Origin of the sequence: Sulfitobacter sp. EE-36 (assembly GCF_000152605.1) — a bacterium.
Lineage (GTDB): Bacteria > Pseudomonadota > Alphaproteobacteria > Rhodobacterales > Rhodobacteraceae > Sulfitobacter > Sulfitobacter pontiacus.
The window spans coordinates 889,748-903,885 of sequence record NZ_CH959310.1; the positions used below are offsets into that span (position 1 = coordinate 889,748).

General features: G+C 57.1%; 16 protein-coding genes. 9 read left to right on the top strand and 7 right to left on the bottom strand.

Going from position 1 to position 14,138, the window contains the following annotated elements; translation table 11 throughout:
• The first annotated feature begins 42 nt into the window (after positions 1-42).
• Positions 43-537 carry an FxsA family protein gene (locus EE36_RS06880; RefSeq protein ID WP_005850754.1) on the top strand — a complete coding sequence of 165 codons (495 nt, stop codon included), beginning with the start codon at positions 43-45 and terminating at the stop codon, positions 535-537.
• A gap of 117 nt (positions 538-654) precedes the next feature.
• Positions 655-1,146 carry a protein-export chaperone SecB gene (secB, locus tag EE36_RS06885; protein WP_005850756.1) on the top strand — a complete coding sequence of 164 codons (492 nt, stop codon included), beginning with the start codon at positions 655-657 and terminating at the stop codon, positions 1,144-1,146.
• Here secB and dnaQ read toward each other — a convergent pair.
• The 4 genes from dnaQ to EE36_RS06905 are packed head-to-tail and all read right to left on the bottom strand — an operon-like array spanning position 1,143 to position 3,841.
• A complete protein-coding gene (gene dnaQ / locus EE36_RS06890) occupies positions 1,143-1,829 on the bottom strand; it encodes a DNA polymerase III subunit epsilon (RefSeq protein WP_005850757.1) in 687 nt (228 codons plus the stop codon). The two genes, secB and dnaQ, sit on opposite strands and share 4 nt — an antisense overlap.
• Positions 1,822-2,412 carry a dephospho-CoA kinase gene (coaE, locus tag EE36_RS06895; protein WP_005850759.1) on the bottom strand — a complete coding sequence of 197 codons (591 nt, stop codon included), beginning with the start codon at positions 2,410-2,412 and terminating at the stop codon, positions 1,822-1,824. The genes dnaQ and coaE overlap by 8 nt, the downstream gene beginning before the upstream one ends.
• Entirely contained in the window at positions 2,412-3,245 is an 834-nt protein-coding gene (locus tag EE36_RS06900) for a shikimate dehydrogenase (protein WP_005850761.1), read from the bottom strand. Before EE36_RS06900 ends, coaE begins: the two co-directional genes overlap by 1 nt.
• On the bottom strand, positions 3,242-3,841 hold the full coding sequence (locus tag EE36_RS06905) for a nucleoside triphosphate pyrophosphatase (protein WP_005850763.1): 600 nt from the start codon (positions 3,839-3,841) through the stop codon (positions 3,242-3,244). Before EE36_RS06905 ends, EE36_RS06900 begins: the two co-directional genes overlap by 4 nt.
• A 404-nt stretch (positions 3,842-4,245) precedes the next feature.
• On the opposite strand from EE36_RS06905, the gene EE36_RS06910 reads away from it, so the two are divergent.
• The 7 genes from EE36_RS06910 (at position 4,246) to EE36_RS06940 (ending at position 11,585) form a co-directional block, all read left to right on the top strand.
• The gene (locus EE36_RS06910; RefSeq protein ID WP_005850765.1) at positions 4,246-4,695 is read left to right on the top strand and encodes a CopD family protein; all 450 of its coding nucleotides are present in this window, start codon (positions 4,246-4,248) and stop codon (positions 4,693-4,695) included.
• Between the two features lie 123 nt (positions 4,696-4,818).
• Positions 4,819-6,090: a transcription termination factor Rho gene (gene rho / locus EE36_RS06915; RefSeq protein ID WP_005850767.1), complete on the top strand. Its 1,272-nt coding sequence runs from the start codon at positions 4,819-4,821 to the stop codon at positions 6,088-6,090.
• A 30-nt stretch (positions 6,091-6,120) separates the two neighbouring features.
• Positions 6,121-7,407 (top strand): tRNA uridine-5-carboxymethylaminomethyl(34) synthesis GTPase MnmE, encoded by a 1,287-nt coding sequence (gene mnmE / locus EE36_RS06920; RefSeq protein WP_005850769.1) that lies wholly within the window; start codon positions 6,121-6,123, stop codon positions 7,405-7,407.
• A gap of 14 nt (positions 7,408-7,421) precedes the next feature.
• Positions 7,422-9,284, top strand: coding sequence for a tRNA uridine-5-carboxymethylaminomethyl(34) synthesis enzyme MnmG (mnmG, locus tag EE36_RS06925; protein ID WP_005850771.1), 1,863 nt, complete (start codon positions 7,422-7,424; stop codon positions 9,282-9,284).
• Complete coding sequence (gene rsmG / locus EE36_RS06930; protein WP_005850773.1) at positions 9,281-9,889, top strand: 16S rRNA (guanine(527)-N(7))-methyltransferase RsmG; 609 nt, start codon at positions 9,281-9,283, stop codon at positions 9,887-9,889. Before mnmG ends, rsmG begins: the two co-directional genes overlap by 4 nt.
• Positions 9,882-10,682: a ParA family protein gene (locus EE36_RS06935; RefSeq protein WP_005850775.1), complete on the top strand. Its 801-nt coding sequence runs from the start codon at positions 9,882-9,884 to the stop codon at positions 10,680-10,682. The genes rsmG and EE36_RS06935 overlap by 8 nt, the downstream gene beginning before the upstream one ends.
• Positions 10,683-10,697: 15 nt before the next feature.
• Positions 10,698-11,585: a ParB/RepB/Spo0J family partition protein gene (locus tag EE36_RS06940; RefSeq protein WP_005850777.1), complete on the top strand. Its 888-nt coding sequence runs from the start codon at positions 10,698-10,700 to the stop codon at positions 11,583-11,585.
• Here EE36_RS06940 and hemW read toward each other — a convergent pair.
• The 3 genes from hemW to rph are packed head-to-tail and all read right to left on the bottom strand — an operon-like array spanning position 11,582 to position 14,053.
• Positions 11,582-12,739, bottom strand: a complete 1,158-nt coding sequence (gene hemW, locus EE36_RS06945; protein WP_005850779.1) for a radical SAM family heme chaperone HemW — start codon at positions 12,737-12,739, stop codon at positions 11,582-11,584. The two genes, EE36_RS06940 and hemW, sit on opposite strands and share 4 nt — an antisense overlap.
• Complete coding sequence (rdgB, locus tag EE36_RS06950; RefSeq protein WP_005850781.1) at positions 12,732-13,343, bottom strand: RdgB/HAM1 family non-canonical purine NTP pyrophosphatase; 612 nt, start codon at positions 13,341-13,343, stop codon at positions 12,732-12,734. Before rdgB ends, hemW begins: the two co-directional genes overlap by 8 nt.
• Positions 13,340-14,053, bottom strand: coding sequence for a ribonuclease PH (rph, locus tag EE36_RS06955; RefSeq protein WP_005850783.1), 714 nt, complete (start codon positions 14,051-14,053; stop codon positions 13,340-13,342). Before rph ends, rdgB begins: the two co-directional genes overlap by 4 nt.
• Positions 14,054-14,138: the final 85 nt, after the last annotated feature.

The following is a 14,138-nucleotide window of genomic DNA, read 5'->3' on the forward strand; positions in this document are numbered from 1 at the left end:
CCGGGCCAAGTCCACTCTGGCCCATAGGAAAGGACGCATGCCATGTGGCTGTTTTTGGCTTTTATTGCCGTACCGTTGATAGAAATAACGTTGTTCATTCAGGTGGGTGGGGCAATTGGCCTCGGCTGGACGCTGGCGATTGTTGTTTCTACCGCGATCATCGGCACCTATCTGATGCGCGCTCAGGGTGCGCTGGCGCTTGGCCAGATCAAATCGTCCCTGTCCGAAGTCCGTGATCCGACCGAACCGCTGGTGCATGGCGCGATGATCCTGTTTGCCGGCGCGTTGCTGCTGACACCGGGGTTTTTCACCGATGCCTTGGGCTTTGCCCTGCTGATCCCCGGCGTACGCACCGCTGCGTTCAAAGCCGCACGCAGCAAGGTTAACGTGAGCAGCGTCCATATGGGCAGCACCTCGGGGCCACGGCGCCCGCAGCCCCATCGTCCGATGCAGGGGGATGTGATCGATGGCGAATACCACGAGCTGTCGGAACAGGACCGCGGGCCCAAACGCCCCTCTGGCTGGACGGATCACTGACGACGGGGCATTGACTGCGGGCCACTGACTTCAGGCCATTTGAAGCGGGCCATTGAGCGCGGCAAGGCGATCTGATAAGCCCGACTAAATGAGTTTATTGTCTTAAGGAGCCTTTAAATGGCTGAAGAAGAAGCAACACAACCGACCCAGGCCGCACAGCCGCAGATGCGCATTCTGGGTCAGTTCATTCGTGATATGTCCTTTGAAAACATCATGGCGCAAAAAGGCGCGCCGACAGATGTACAGCCCGACGTTCAGGTTCAGGTCAATCTGGATGCGAAAAAGCGGTCGGCCGAGAACCAGTATGAATCCGCGATCAAGCTTCAGGTTACGTCAAAAGCCAAAGGCGGCGACGCGACGCTGTTCCTGCTGGAAATCGACTATGTCGGTATCTTCCACGTTGAAAACGTGCCCGAAGACCAGATGCACCCATTCCTGCTGATTGAATGCCCGCGCATGATCTTCCCGTTCCTGCGCCGCGTTGTCAGCGATGTGACCCGCGACGGTGGATTCCCGCCGCTGAACCTCGAAAACATCGACTTTGTTGCGCTGTATCGCAACGAGATCGCGCGCCGTCAGGCCGAGAATACGCAAAAAGCGGACGCCTAAAGCGTCTTCCAGACAGCGCTGTCGCCCAGTTTATCGACAAATTCGGTATGGGCGGCGGCCTCTTGCGGAGTAATCCGCGAGGGCAGGGGCGTCGGGCGCGGTTTTGGCGTCCAATCGGGGGTGGTGTCGCCCTCTTTCTTTTCCGGTTTGGTCGACAGGCCGAAGTCCGGTTGCCGCCCGCCGATCAGCTCTAGATAGACATCCGCCAGAATTTCACTGTCAAGCAAAGCACCGTGGAGCGTCCGCGACGTGTTGTCGATGCCAAAGCGGCGGCACAGCGCATCCAGCGACGCGGGCGAGCCCGGAAAGCGTTTGCGCGCGATGGCCAGCGTATCAAGCGCCTGTTCCCACGGGATCTGGGGCAGCCCCATCCATTTCAATTCCGCGTTCAGAAACTTGATATCGAAGGCGGCGTTGTGGATCACCAGCTTTGAATCACCGATGAAATCCAGAAAATCCTGCCCGATCTGCGCAAACTTGGGTTTGTCGCGCAAAAAGTCGTCGCCCAGCCCGTGCACCTCGAAGGCTTCGGCGGGCATGCTGCGTTCGGGATTGATGTATTGGTGATAGGTATTGCCGGTCGCCACGTGACCCATCAGTTCAACCGCACCGATTTCAACGATCCTATCGCCGCTTTCAGGGTCGAATCCGGTGGTTTCCGTATCCAGTACGATCTCACGCATGGGACAGCTTTCCTTTGATATCCTCGATGACAGCCTCCACCTGCGCGCGGGCGTGGGGCAGGGTGTCCGTTTCAATCACATAATCGGCCAAAGCGCATTTTTCATCGTTTGGCATCTGTTTGGCGCGGATGTTTTCGAACTGTTCCAGCGTCATCGTCCCGCGCGCCATCACACGCTTTTGCTGGATGTCGGCCGAGACCGTGACACAGGCCACCGCATCCATGCGTTTGTCACCACCGGTTTCAAAAATCAACGGGATGTCGAGCACGACGATCTTGGCCTTTGTTTCCGCCAGAAAGGCCGCGCGATCTTCGCCGACCAGCGGATGCACGATGCTTTCGATCGTTTTCAATACGGTGGGGTCAGCATCAATCAGGCTTTTGAGCGCGGGCCGCGATACCTCGCCCGCAACCACCGCATCGGGCAGCGTTTCCTGAAACGCCGCGACGGCGGCCCCCCCCTTGGCATAGAGCCGATGCACCGCGGCGTCTGCGTCCCAGACGGCGCAGCCAAGATCAGCGAACATTTGTGCGGTGGTCGATTTCCCCATGCCGATCGACCCGGTCAGACCCAGAAGAAACATCAGCGCAACGCCGCCAGACGTGTTTCATGGTCCACCGTCGGCCGCGCGCCAAACCACCGTTCGAACCCCGGCACCGCCTGATGCAAAAGCATGCCTAAACCGTCAACAGTGACGCATCCCGCCGCCTCTGCGGTTGCCAGAAGCGTGGTTTTCAACGGCGCATAGACAAGATCCGTAACCACGGTATCGGCGCGCAGCCCATCAAGCGGCACGCGCAGCTCGGATTTTCCGATCATCCCCAGAGATGTGGTGTTCACCACGAGGCCGGCATGGCTGACCATCGTCCCCGCCTGCGACCAGTCGTAGACCGTCACGCGGTTACCAAAGACCGACCGTAACCGTTCGGCCCGCACACGGGTGCGATTGGCAAGCAGGATCTCGGGCACGCCCGCGTCCAGTAGCGAAGAGATCACAGCCCGCGCGGCACCACCGGCACCAAGGACGCAGGCGGGGCCATCACCCGGCACCCAGTTAGGCGCGCCCGCCTTGAGGTTTTCGATAAACCCGTAACCGTCCGTATTATCGCCCTGAATTTTACCGTCTGCGCGGAAGGTGATCGTATTCACGGCCCCAATCATCGCGGCGCGGTCTGTGATGATATCTGCGATCTCGATCACCGCTTCCTTATGGGGGATCGTGACATTGGCCCCGATGAACCCCATTTTCGGCATCGCCTCAAGCACTTGGCGGAGGTCTTCGGGTTCGACGTGCAGGGGGATATAGGCCCCTTGCAGCCCAAGCGTTTTCAGCCAGTGCCCGTGGATCTGCGGGGATTTTGAATGGGCAATCGGCGATCCGATCACACCTGCCAGCGGTATTTTAGCCAAGCTCATGCGGATAGATCCCCCCGTAGCGTCAGATAATTCAACAGTTCAAGCAGGGGTAACCCTAGGACATTAAAGTAATCGCCTTCAATGCCGCTGAACAGCCTGACGCCTTCCTCTTCTAGTTTATAGGCGCCGACCGCATGTTGGATACTATCCCAGTTCCGCGCGACGTACTCCTCTATATAACTGTCCGACGCGTCGCGCATGCGCAGCCGCACCTGACCCACGTGACGCCAGATCGGTTTGCCATCCTCGACGATCACTGCGGCGGATAGCAAACTATGGCGATCGCCGCGCAGGGATTTCAGCTGGTCAATCGCCTCATCTGGCGTGGCGGGTTTTGACAGCAGCGTCCCGCGATGGTCGAGCACCTGATCACAGCCCATCACCAAGGCACCCGGGGTCTTGTCGCTGACTTTGCGGGCTTTCATCTCGGCCAGTGTATCGGCGATGTCGCGAGGGGGTGCCTGCTCTGCCAGCAGAGCCATCTTAATCATTTGTTCATCAATGCGCGCCACGCTCACCTCATGGGGGACGCAGGCCTGTTGCAGCAGTTGTGACCGGATCGACGACCCGGAGGCGAGGATGAAACGTTGGGGCATGGGGATAAACCTGTGTGCGACGCTAGGAAGTTCTTAGGGATTTTTCCCCCGAATGGCGAGAGTGCGCGAAAGCGTCGGGAAAACCCATGCCTGCCAGCGGGAAATTCCAGCTTTATACGGCGCTGCATAAGGATAAATCGCAAACCCCCTGAACGGAGTTAATCCCAAGCTTATCCACAAAGCTACACAGTTTATCCCCTGAAAATTTTTTAATTAAGTATTTGAAAAAGGGTGAATTTATCCGCGCGGCGCCGAGTTATCATCGAGACGGGATTCACAACATGCACAGGTGGATAAATCGAGGTACAAAACAGTAATCCACAGAAAATGATCCCCCTACTTACATCATCATCTTTCTTCTTTTCTTATTTATATTAGTAAGAAGGCACCAACCGGAGTGTGACATGACCGACTTGCTTGCCATCGCCTATCCTTGGGTAAAATCGCTTCATATCATCTCGGTCATTTCGTGGATGGCGGCGCTGTTCTATCTGCCGCGGCTTCTCGTGCATCATACAGAGCAGGTGGGCCAAACCGGCCAGACCCACGATCTTTTCAAGATGATGGAGTTCAAGCTTGCCACCGTGATCATGCGCCCCGCGATGATTGGCACCTGGATTTTCGGGCTGGCGCTGGTGTTCACACCGGGCATCGTCGACTGGGCCGCTGTGTGGCCCTGGACGAAAGGCGCAAGCGTATTTGCGATGACAGGGTTCCACGGGTGGCTTGTCGGGCGTGTGAAGGCCTTTGCAGCGGGGGAGAACCGGCTGAGCGGCAAACGTTACCGGATCATGAATGAAGTGCCGACGCTGCTGATGATCATCATTGTATTCTCGGTCGTCGTGAAATTCTAAGCTGATTGACGAAACCCGCCATTCTGAGTATGTGTTTCCTGCACCCCGTCCGGGGACCGTATACATCTGCCCATTTTTATGACACGACCCGCCCGCATTCCGGGATCGGAACAGGATATTTCCATGACAACTGAAACACTTAACCTTGCCGATCTAAAGGCGCAGACGCCCAAGAATCTTCTGGCGATGGCCGAAGAGCTTGAGATCGAAAACGCATCGACCATGCGTAAAGGCGAAATGATGTTCCAGATCCTGCGCGAACGTGCGGATGAAGGCTGGGAAATCTCGGGCGATGGTGTGCTGGAAGTGTTGCAGGACGGGTTTGGCTTCCTGCGGTCGCCCGAAGCGAACTATCTGCCGGGCCCCGACGATATTTACGTCTCGCCCGAGATGATCCGCCAGCACTCGCTGCGCACGGGCGACACAATCGAAGGTCTCATCAAGGCGCCAGATGATGCGGAGCGGTATTTCGCGCTGACAGATGTCACCAAGATCAACTTTGAAGAGCCGGAAAAAGCGCGCCACAAGGTGGCCTTTGAAAATCTGACGCCGCTTTACCCCGATGAACGTCTGACAATGGAAGTCGATGATCCGACGATCAAGGACCGGTCCTCGCGTATCATCGATCTGGTATCGCCCATCGGTAAGGGCCAGCGCTGCTTGATCGTGGCGCCGCCACGGACCGGTAAAACGGTTCTGCTGCAAAACATCGCGAATTCGATCGAACAGAACCACCCCGAGTGCTACCTGATCGTTCTGCTGATTGACGAACGCCCCGAAGAAGTCACTGATATGCAGCGTAGTGTCAAAGGGGAGGTTGTTTCTTCGACCTTCGACGAGCCTGCAACGCGCCACGTGGCCGTGTCTGAAATGGTTATCGAAAAGGCGAAACGTCTGGTCGAGCATAAGCGCGACGTTGTGATCTTGCTGGATTCGATCACCCGTCTGGGCCGTGCGTTCAACACTGTTGTGCCGTCGTCGGGTAAGGTTCTGACCGGTGGTGTTGATGCCAACGCGCTGCAGCGCCCCAAACGTTTCTTTGGCGCCGCGCGGAACATCGAAGAGGGTGGGTCGCTGACCATTATCGCCACCGCTCTGATCGACACCGGCAGCCGCATGGACGAGGTGATCTTTGAAGAATTCAAAGGGACTGGTAACTCTGAAATCGTGCTGGATCGCAAGATTGCGGACAAGCGCGTCTTCCCTGCGATCGATATTCTGAAATCCGGTACGCGGAAAGAGGATCTGCTGGTCGACAAAAACGATCTGCAAAAGACCTTTGTATTGCGTCGCATTCTGAACCCGATGGGCACGACGGATGCGATTGAATTCCTGATCGGGAAGTTGAAGCAAACCAAGACGAACTCCGATTTCTTCGACTCAATGAATAGCTAAATATTCACTTAAATCAGTGGGTTAAATGATATGGATACGATATTCGCCCAAGCCACAGCGCAGGGGCGGGCCGGTGTTTGCGTCATTCGTATCTCGGGCCCGCAAGCGTTTTTCATCGCTGAAACCATCGCGCAGCCGTTGCCCGCCCCGCGGGTGGCCGCCGTGCGGGCAATTAGTGACGCCGATGGGCAGGTCATTGATCGTGCGCTTGTCCTGACCTTCGAAGGTCCGAACAGCTTTACAGGCGAAGACACGGTCGAGCTTCACTTGCATGGGAGCATCGCCGTGGTGCGTGCGGTACTGGCGCTGCTCTCTGGTTTTGACGGCACGCGCCTTTCCGAGCCGGGCGAATTTACCCGCCGTGCGATGGAGAATGGCAAGCTTGACCTCACGCAGGTTGAGGGTTTGGGTGACCTCATCGAGGCAGAGACCGAAGCCCAGCGAAAACAAGCATTGCGCGTTTTGTCCGGTCACTTGGGTCAAAAGGTCGATATCTGGCGCGAAAAACTGATCCGAGCTGCCGCTCTGCTTGAGGTGACCATCGATTTCGCGGATGAAGACGTTCCCGTCGACGTCTCGCCCGAGGTTACGGAACTGCTGAATGCGGTAAACGCCGATATTCTGGCTGAAATCGCGGGTACGCATACGGCGGAACGTATTCGAACGGGTTTTGAGGTCGCTATTATCGGCCGGCCCAATGCTGGGAAATCCACTTTGTTGAATGCATTGGCGGGGCGCGATGCGGCGATCACCTCTGCCGTGGCGGGTACGACGCGCGACGTGATCGAGGTCCGGATGGATCTGGGTGGCCTGCCGGTGACCTTGCTGGATACGGCAGGCTTGCGCGAGGGGGCAGACGAGGTCGAAGCCATCGGGATCGACCGCGCGAAAACCCGCGGCGAGCAAGCTGACCTGCGCGTGTTTTTGAGTGAAGAGGGTGAGGATCTGCCTGTTGCCGCAACTGCGGATGATATCGTCCTAAGACCAAAGGCTGACTTACGCGATAGCGCGGATAACGCTATATCTGGTGTGACGGGGCAGGGTGTACCGCAGCTGATAGAAAGAATACAGGCCATCCTCGGGGCACGAAGCCTGAACGCTGGGCTTGCAACGCACGAACGTCACCGCGTTGCATTGCAGAAATCAGCCGAGGGATTAGCCGCTGCGATGTTGGTTCTGGATCACGGCCCCGATCAATATGATATAGCATCAGAAGAACTGCGCCATTCGATTCGCGCACTTGAGGCGCTGGTAGGCCGAATTGACGTTGAGAACCTGCTGGATGTAATCTTTTCGAGCTTTTGCTTGGGAAAATAGATGGAGTGTTTCACGTGAAACATTTTGACGTGATAGTTATCGGTGGCGGCCATGCCGGAGCCGAAGCGGCCCACGCATCCGCGCGTATGGGCGCGAATACTGCTTTGATCACGATGTCGCGCGACGGGATCGGGGTGATGTCCTGCAATCCGGCTATCGGCGGGCTGGGTAAGGGGCATTTGGTGCGCGAGATTGACGCGCTGGACGGTGTTATGGGGCGTGTCGCGGACAAAGCCGGCATCCAGTTCCGTCTTTTGAATCGCCGCAAAGGGCCCGCCGTTCAAGGACCGCGGGCGCAAGCGGACCGTGCGATCTATCGGAAAGAAATGCTGGCCGAGACCGAACGTCAGAAAAATCTGACCATCGTAGAGGGGGAGGTGACCGACTTCATTCTCGACAATGGCAAGGTTTCTGGTGCCGTTCTTGCCGATGGTGAACAGATCGCTGCGGCTGAGGTTGTTTTGACGACTGGTACTTTCTTGCGCGGGGTCATCCATATTGGAGATGTGTCGCGCTCCGGCGGTCGGATGGGCGATAAAGCCTCCGTCGACCTGGCAAAGCGCATTGATTCGTTCAACTTACCCCTCGGACGCTTGAAGACGGGGACGCCACCGCGCTTGGACGGGCGGACGATTGACTGGGAAAAGCTGGAATCGCAACCCGGAGATGATGAGCCTGTCTTGTTCTCTTTCTTGTCAGAGGCGACGTCGGCCCCGCAAATCTCCTGCGGTATTACGCATACCAATGAAGAAACGCATCAAATTATTCGCGATAACCTGTCGCGCTCCGCGATGTACGGGGGGCATATCGACGGGGTAGGACCCCGATACTGCCCGTCGATCGAAGATAAAGTCGTTCGCTTCGCTGATAAAACCTCGCACCAAGTTTTCCTGGAGCCTGAGGGCGCCGATGACCACACCATCTACCCCAATGGTATTTCGACCTCGCTGCCTGAGGATGTTCAACTTGCCTATGTGCGGTCAATGGTCGGGTTAGAAAATGTAGAAATCATCCAGCCCGGTTATGCGATTGAGTATGACTATGTTGACCCCCGCGCCCTTGACCTCGCGCTTTCCGTGAGGACCGTGCCTGGCCTATATCTCGCTGGTCAGATCAACGGGACAACCGGTTATGAAGAAGCTGCAGCACAAGGTTTGGTTGCCGGATTGAACGCGGCGCTTTCAGCACAGGGTAAAGAGCCGGTGACGTTCAGCCGCGCCGATAGCTATATTGGCGTGATGATTGATGACCTGACCACCCGGGGTGTGACAGAGCCCTATCGCATGTTCACCTCTCGCGCCGAATTCCGGTTGTCGCTTCGTGCTGATAACGCTGACCAGCGCCTCACGCCTTTGGCGATTGCCTTGGGCTGCGTCTCGCAAGAGCGGGTTGCGCATTTTAACGCCAAAATGGCCAAAATCGACGCAGCGATGGCAGAGCTCACTAAAACGCCCTATGCATCAAAGGCGATCGAGGCGGCAGGGATCAAGGTCAGCCAAGATGGAACGAAGCGGACCGGTTTCCAACTGTTGGCGTTTCCGGATGTGACATTCGAGCAGATCGTCTTGATTAATCCAGCGCTTGAAACGGTAGAACCCGAAATTCGCCGTCAGGTCGAGCGGGATGCGCTATATGCAAACTATATCGCGCGTCAGCAACGGGATATCGACCTCCTCCAGAAGGACGAGGCGCATGTTATTCCTGCGAATTTTGATTATGAAGCCATCGACGGGCTGTCAAATGAGCTTACCTCGAAGCTGTCGCTGACACGCCCGACCAATCTCGCGCAGGCGGCCCGAATTGACGGTATGACACCCTCTGCCCTGACGCTGCTCTTGTCTCACCTCAAGCGCGGCAGCCAGAAGAAGTCTGCATGATGGGCGCTTTTGAGGAGGATGTTTCACGTGAAACATTGGAGAAGCTTCAGCATTTTTCGCGTTTGGTCGAGAAATGGACCGCGAAGATTAATCTGATTTCCAAGCCGAGCGTCCCCGAGATGTGGGAGCGTCACATTTTGGATTCTCTACAAATCTATTCCCATGCGCCCAATGCGAGTCATTGGGTGGATCTTGGAAGCGGTGGCGGTTTTCCGGCAATTGTCGTAGCGCTGATGTCGCAGCAAGACGAGCGTGCGACGAAATTTACGTTGGTCGAAAGCGACCAGCGTAAATGCGCGTTCCTGAGAACAGCCATTCGGGAGCTTGAGCTGAACGCAACGGTGGCGAACGCGCGGATTGAAGAGATTGAGCCCTTGGAAGCAGACGTACTAAGCGCGCGGGCCTTGTCCGACTTGACCGCTTTGCTCGGCTTTGCAGATCGCCATCTCTTACCCACTGGCACTGCGCTTTTCCCGAAGGGGGAGAACTGGCGCGCAGAGGATACCGCCGCGAGAGAGACCTGGGCATATTCCTGCGACGCGATCCAAAGCCAGACGAACCCATCCGCCGCAATTCTTAAGATCAAGGAAATCAAACATGTCTGATCTGTCTCGACCTTCGGGGCCCAAAATTATTGCGATTGCGAACCAGAAGGGTGGGGTGGGCAAAACCACGACGACGATCAACCTCGCGGCGGCGTTGGTTGAGCAGAAGCAGCGCGTTTTGGTGATTGACCTTGATCCGCAGGGAAACGCGTCAACTGGTCTGGGTATTGAACTGGATGATCGGGAATTTACGACCTACGAGCTTTTGCTTGAGGATATCGACCTTGATCAAGTAATTATGACGACCGAGACAGAAGGCCTGCATATCGTTGCCGCCACTGTCGATCTGAGTTCCGCAGATATGGAATTGATCGCCAATGAAAAGCGTAGTTTTCTTCTGCATGACGCGCTTCGGCAGACGCAGATGGACAGCTACGCCTTCGATTATATCCTGATTGATTGCCCGCCATCGCTGAACCTGCTGACAGTGAATGCGATGATCGCGGCGCATTCGGTGCTTGTCCCGCTGCAAAGCGAGTTTTTCGCGCTTGAAGGATTGTCGCAATTGATGCTGACCATCCGCGAAGTGCGCCAGAGCGGGAACAAGGATCTGCGGATCGAAGGAATTTTGCTGACGATGTATGATCAGCGGAATAACCTGTCGCAACAGGTTGAGCAGGACGCCCGAAGCAATCTGGGCGAACTGGTATATAGAACCGTTATTCCGCGCAACGTACGGGTCAGTGAGGCACCCAGTTACGCGATGCCGGTTCTAAGTTACGATAGCGGGTCGAAAGGTGCCAAAGCGTACCGCGATCTGGCGAAAGAAGTACTGGCAAATAGTGCCGTATAAATAAGGGGTCAGGCAATGGCAGATAAAGACAAACGGCGCGGTTTGGGTCGAGGATTGTCGGCTTTGATGGCGGACGTAGCGGAGACACAAACGGTGGCATCAGAAGGCGCGGCGGAACAGTATGTTCCTATTGAAAAGATTTCTCCTAATCCGGAGCAGCCGCGCAAGCGGTTTGATCCGCAGGATTTGGATGATCTTGCAAACTCTATTCGCGAAAAAGGGGTTATCCAGCCGCTGATCGTACGCCGCCGCGATGATGGGACGTTCGAAATTGTCGCGGGTGAACGCCGATGGCGCGCGTCGCAGATGGCGCAGCTGCATGAACTTCCGATCATTGTCCGCGAATTCACCGATGTCGAAGTTCTCGAAGTTGCGATTATCGAGAACATCCAGCGGGCGGACCTCAATTCGATCGAAGAAGCGGCGGGCTATCGTCAGCTGATGGACCGTTTTGGCCACACGCAAGAGAAGATGGCGGAAGCCTTGGGCAAAAGCCGCAGTCATATCGCGAACTTGCTGCGCTTGCTAAACTTGCCCGAGAATGTACTGGAAATGGTGCGTCAGGGCGACCTGACAGCGGGTCACGCCCGGACCTTGGTGCCGTCGAAGAACCCTGAAAAACTGGCCAAACAGATTATCGCCGGCGGCTTGTCGGTGCGCGCGGCCGAGGCGCTGATCAAGAAAGAGCAGCAAGCTGAGAATGAAGGACCAAACAAACGGGCGGCGAAATCCTCGAACGAAAAAGACGCGGACACCCGCGCGCTTGAAGGGGATCTGTCAGAGAACCTTGGTTTGAAGGTAACCCTGAACCACAAGCCGGGGCAGGAGGCGGGCCAGATGGTGCTGCACTACACGACGATGGACGAGCTGGACGAGCTTTGCCAACGTCTGTCGGCCTCTTAATCCGACAAAAGCTCGGCCAGGATCGCGTTTAGCACCATAAAGCCCTGATCCGTCACATAAAGCTGGTCTTTATCCCTAGAAATCATCCCGATGTCCTGCATCTGGGTGATTTTTTTTGTCGAAAGCGGTGCGCCGGAAAGCGCCTCGTACCGGCGCAGATCCACGCCTTCTTTCAGACGCAGCCCCATCATCAGAAACTCGCTCCCCTGATCTTCGGTCGTCAAAAGCTCGCGGGGCTTTTCGGTGGCACCGCTGGCAACAGCGTCAAGCCAGCGTTTGGGGTTGCTAAAACATTCGGTCGCAAAGCGATTGCCGTTTTGGGTCAAGCGCCCGTGGGCCCCCGGACCGATGCCAAGATAATCACCGTAGCGCCAGTAGATCAGATTGTGCCGCGATTGCGCCCCGTCGCGGGCGTGGTTCGATACCTCGTAAGAGGGCATGCCCATCTCGCCGCAAATATCCTGAGTGGCCGCATACATATCGGCACCCAGATCATCGCTGGGCAATCCGCGCAGCTTTCCCACTGCATAGCGATCGCCAAAGGCGGTGCCTTGTTCGATGGTCAGTTGATACAGCGACATATGGTCTATCGCTAGCGATAGGGCCTGTTTCAGCTCGGTCCGCCAGTCGGCCAAACCCTGGTTCTGGCGACCATAAATCAGGTCAAAACTGACGCGTTCAAAGGTATTACGGGCGATGTCAAAAGCGGCAAGCCCTTCGTCAACCGTATGGATGCGGCCCAGACGTTTCAGGTCCGCGTCATTCAAGGCCTGTATCCCCATTGAAATGCGGTTGACGCCCGCCTGACGGAAGGCGGCAAAACGGACGGCCTCAACCGAACCGGGGTTCGCCTCAAGCGTGATTTCCAGATCATTCGCCGTGGGCCACAGTCGACGGATCGCGGCGATGACATCGGCGACGACATCGGGGTCCATCAGGCTGGGGGTGCCACCGCCGAAAAAGACGGCGTTCAAGACGCGCCCTTGGGTTTCGGCGGCGCCGCGTTCAAGCTCTGCCAGATAGGCATCGCGCCAAGCCCGTTGGTCGATTGTGCGACTAACATGGCTGTTAAAGTCACAATAGGGGCACTTCGCCTCGCAAAACGGCCAATGGATATAAAGGCCAAAGCCCCCCTGGCGCCAATCCTCAGTCAAAGCAGGCAGAGATCAATTTGGCGAAAGCGTCCGCACGGTGGCTGATTGCGTTCTTGGCGTCGGCGGACATTTCGCCAAAGGTCTGATCGTGCCCGTCGGGTTGGAACATCGGGTCATAGCCGTGACCGATGTCGCCGCGGATCGGCCAGACAAGCGTGCCGTTCACGCGGCCTTCGAAAACCTCTTCATGTCCGTCGGGCCATACCAAAACCAGTGTTGCGCAGAACCGCGCGCGGCGCGGGTGGGGGGCGTTTGCCTCTTCCAGCAACCTGTGGGTCTTGGTCATTGCCATGACGAAATCGCGGCCGTTGGGCGTTTCGGACCAATCGGCGGTATAGACGCCGGGGGCATTGTCCAGCGCTTCGACCTCGATCCCGGAGTCATCTGCAAGCGCGGGAAGGCCCGTTGCCGCCACCGCCGCACGTGCTTTGATGCGGGCGTTGCCGATGAAAGTGTTTTCGGTTTCCTCCGGCTCGCCCAGGTTCATCTCGGCGGCGCCTTTGACGGTGACGCCGAAGGGGGCGAAAAGCTCGGTCATTTCCTGCAGCTTGCCAGCGTTGTGGGTGGCGACCAGGATCTGGTCGCCGGTGAATTTACGGGTCATGCGGTGGCTGCCTTCTGCTTCTCGACCAGCTCTGCCACGCCTTTTTCGGCGAGGTCCATCAGCTGGTTCATCTGGTCGCGCGAATAGGTGGAGCCTTCGGCGCTCATCTGGATCTCGATCAGTTTGCCGGTGCCGGTCATAATAAAGTTACCGTCGACGCCTGCTTCGGAATCCTCGGGGTAGTCAAGGTCAAGCACGGGCTGGCCCGCATAGATGCCGCAGCTGATCGCGGCGACCGGATCGACCAGTGGGTCGCTGACCACGTCGCCGGCCTTCATCAGCTTGTTCACCGCCAGTTTCAACGCGACCCAACCCCCAGTGATAGAGGCACAACGCGTGCCGCCGTCGGCCTGCAGTACGTCACAGTCGATGGTGATCTGACGTTCGCCCAAGGCACTGCGATCCACGCCGGCGCGCAGGGCGCGACCGATAAGGCGTTGAATTTCAACGGTACGCCCCCCTTGTTTGCCCATTGCCGCCTCGCGGCGCATACGGGTGTTGGTGGCACGGGGCAGCATGCCGTATTCTGCCGTGACCCAGCCCAGACCGGAGCCTTTGATAAAGGGCGGCACGCGGTCCTCGATCGTGGCGGTACACAGCACATGGGTGTCGCCCATCTTGATCAGGGCCGATCCTTCGGCGTGTTTGGTGAATCCCGTTTCAATCGATACGGCACGCAGTTCGTCAAGTTTCCGACCAGAGGGGCGCATAGGTATTTCCTTTTCCATTTGCCATTGGGGATAACTCTGCGTTGCGGCGCGATGCAACCCCGATTGACGTTTGCCCCCTGTCGCA

What these genes read in the sequence shown, in the direction of transcription:
- rdgB (WP_005850781.1), bottom strand. Translation starts at nt 13,343, where the DNA reads ATGACCCGTAAATTCACCGGCGACCAGATCCTGGTCGCCACCCACAAC.
- rsmG (WP_005850773.1), top strand. Translation starts at nt 9,281, where the DNA reads ATGATGGGCGCTTTTGAGGAGGATGTTTCACGTGAAACATTGGAGAAG.
- coaE (WP_005850759.1), bottom strand. Translation starts at nt 2,412, where the DNA reads ATGTTTCTTCTGGGTCTGACCGGGTCGATCGGCATGGGGAAATCGACC.
- EE36_RS06900 (WP_005850761.1), bottom strand. Translation starts at nt 3,245, where the DNA reads ATGAGCTTGGCTAAAATACCGCTGGCAGGTGTGATCGGATCGCCGATT.
- rph (WP_005850783.1), bottom strand. Translation starts at nt 14,053, where the DNA reads ATGCGCCCCTCTGGTCGGAAACTTGACGAACTGCGTGCCGTATCGATT.
- EE36_RS06910 (WP_005850765.1), top strand. Translation starts at nt 4,246, where the DNA reads ATGACCGACTTGCTTGCCATCGCCTATCCTTGGGTAAAATCGCTTCAT.
- EE36_RS06905 (WP_005850763.1), bottom strand. Translation starts at nt 3,841, where the DNA reads ATGCCCCAACGTTTCATCCTCGCCTCCGGGTCGTCGATCCGGTCACAA.
- secB (WP_005850756.1), top strand. Translation starts at nt 655, where the DNA reads ATGGCTGAAGAAGAAGCAACACAACCGACCCAGGCCGCACAGCCGCAG.
- EE36_RS06880 (WP_005850754.1), top strand. Translation starts at nt 43, where the DNA reads ATGTGGCTGTTTTTGGCTTTTATTGCCGTACCGTTGATAGAAATAACG.
- EE36_RS06940 (WP_005850777.1), top strand. Translation starts at nt 10,698, where the DNA reads ATGGCAGATAAAGACAAACGGCGCGGTTTGGGTCGAGGATTGTCGGCT.
- dnaQ (WP_005850757.1), bottom strand. Translation starts at nt 1,829, where the DNA reads ATGCGTGAGATCGTACTGGATACGGAAACCACCGGATTCGACCCTGAA.
- mnmE (WP_005850769.1), top strand. Translation starts at nt 6,121, where the DNA reads ATGGATACGATATTCGCCCAAGCCACAGCGCAGGGGCGGGCCGGTGTT.
- EE36_RS06935 (WP_005850775.1), top strand. Translation starts at nt 9,882, where the DNA reads ATGTCTGATCTGTCTCGACCTTCGGGGCCCAAAATTATTGCGATTGCG.
- rho (WP_005850767.1), top strand. Translation starts at nt 4,819, where the DNA reads ATGACAACTGAAACACTTAACCTTGCCGATCTAAAGGCGCAGACGCCC.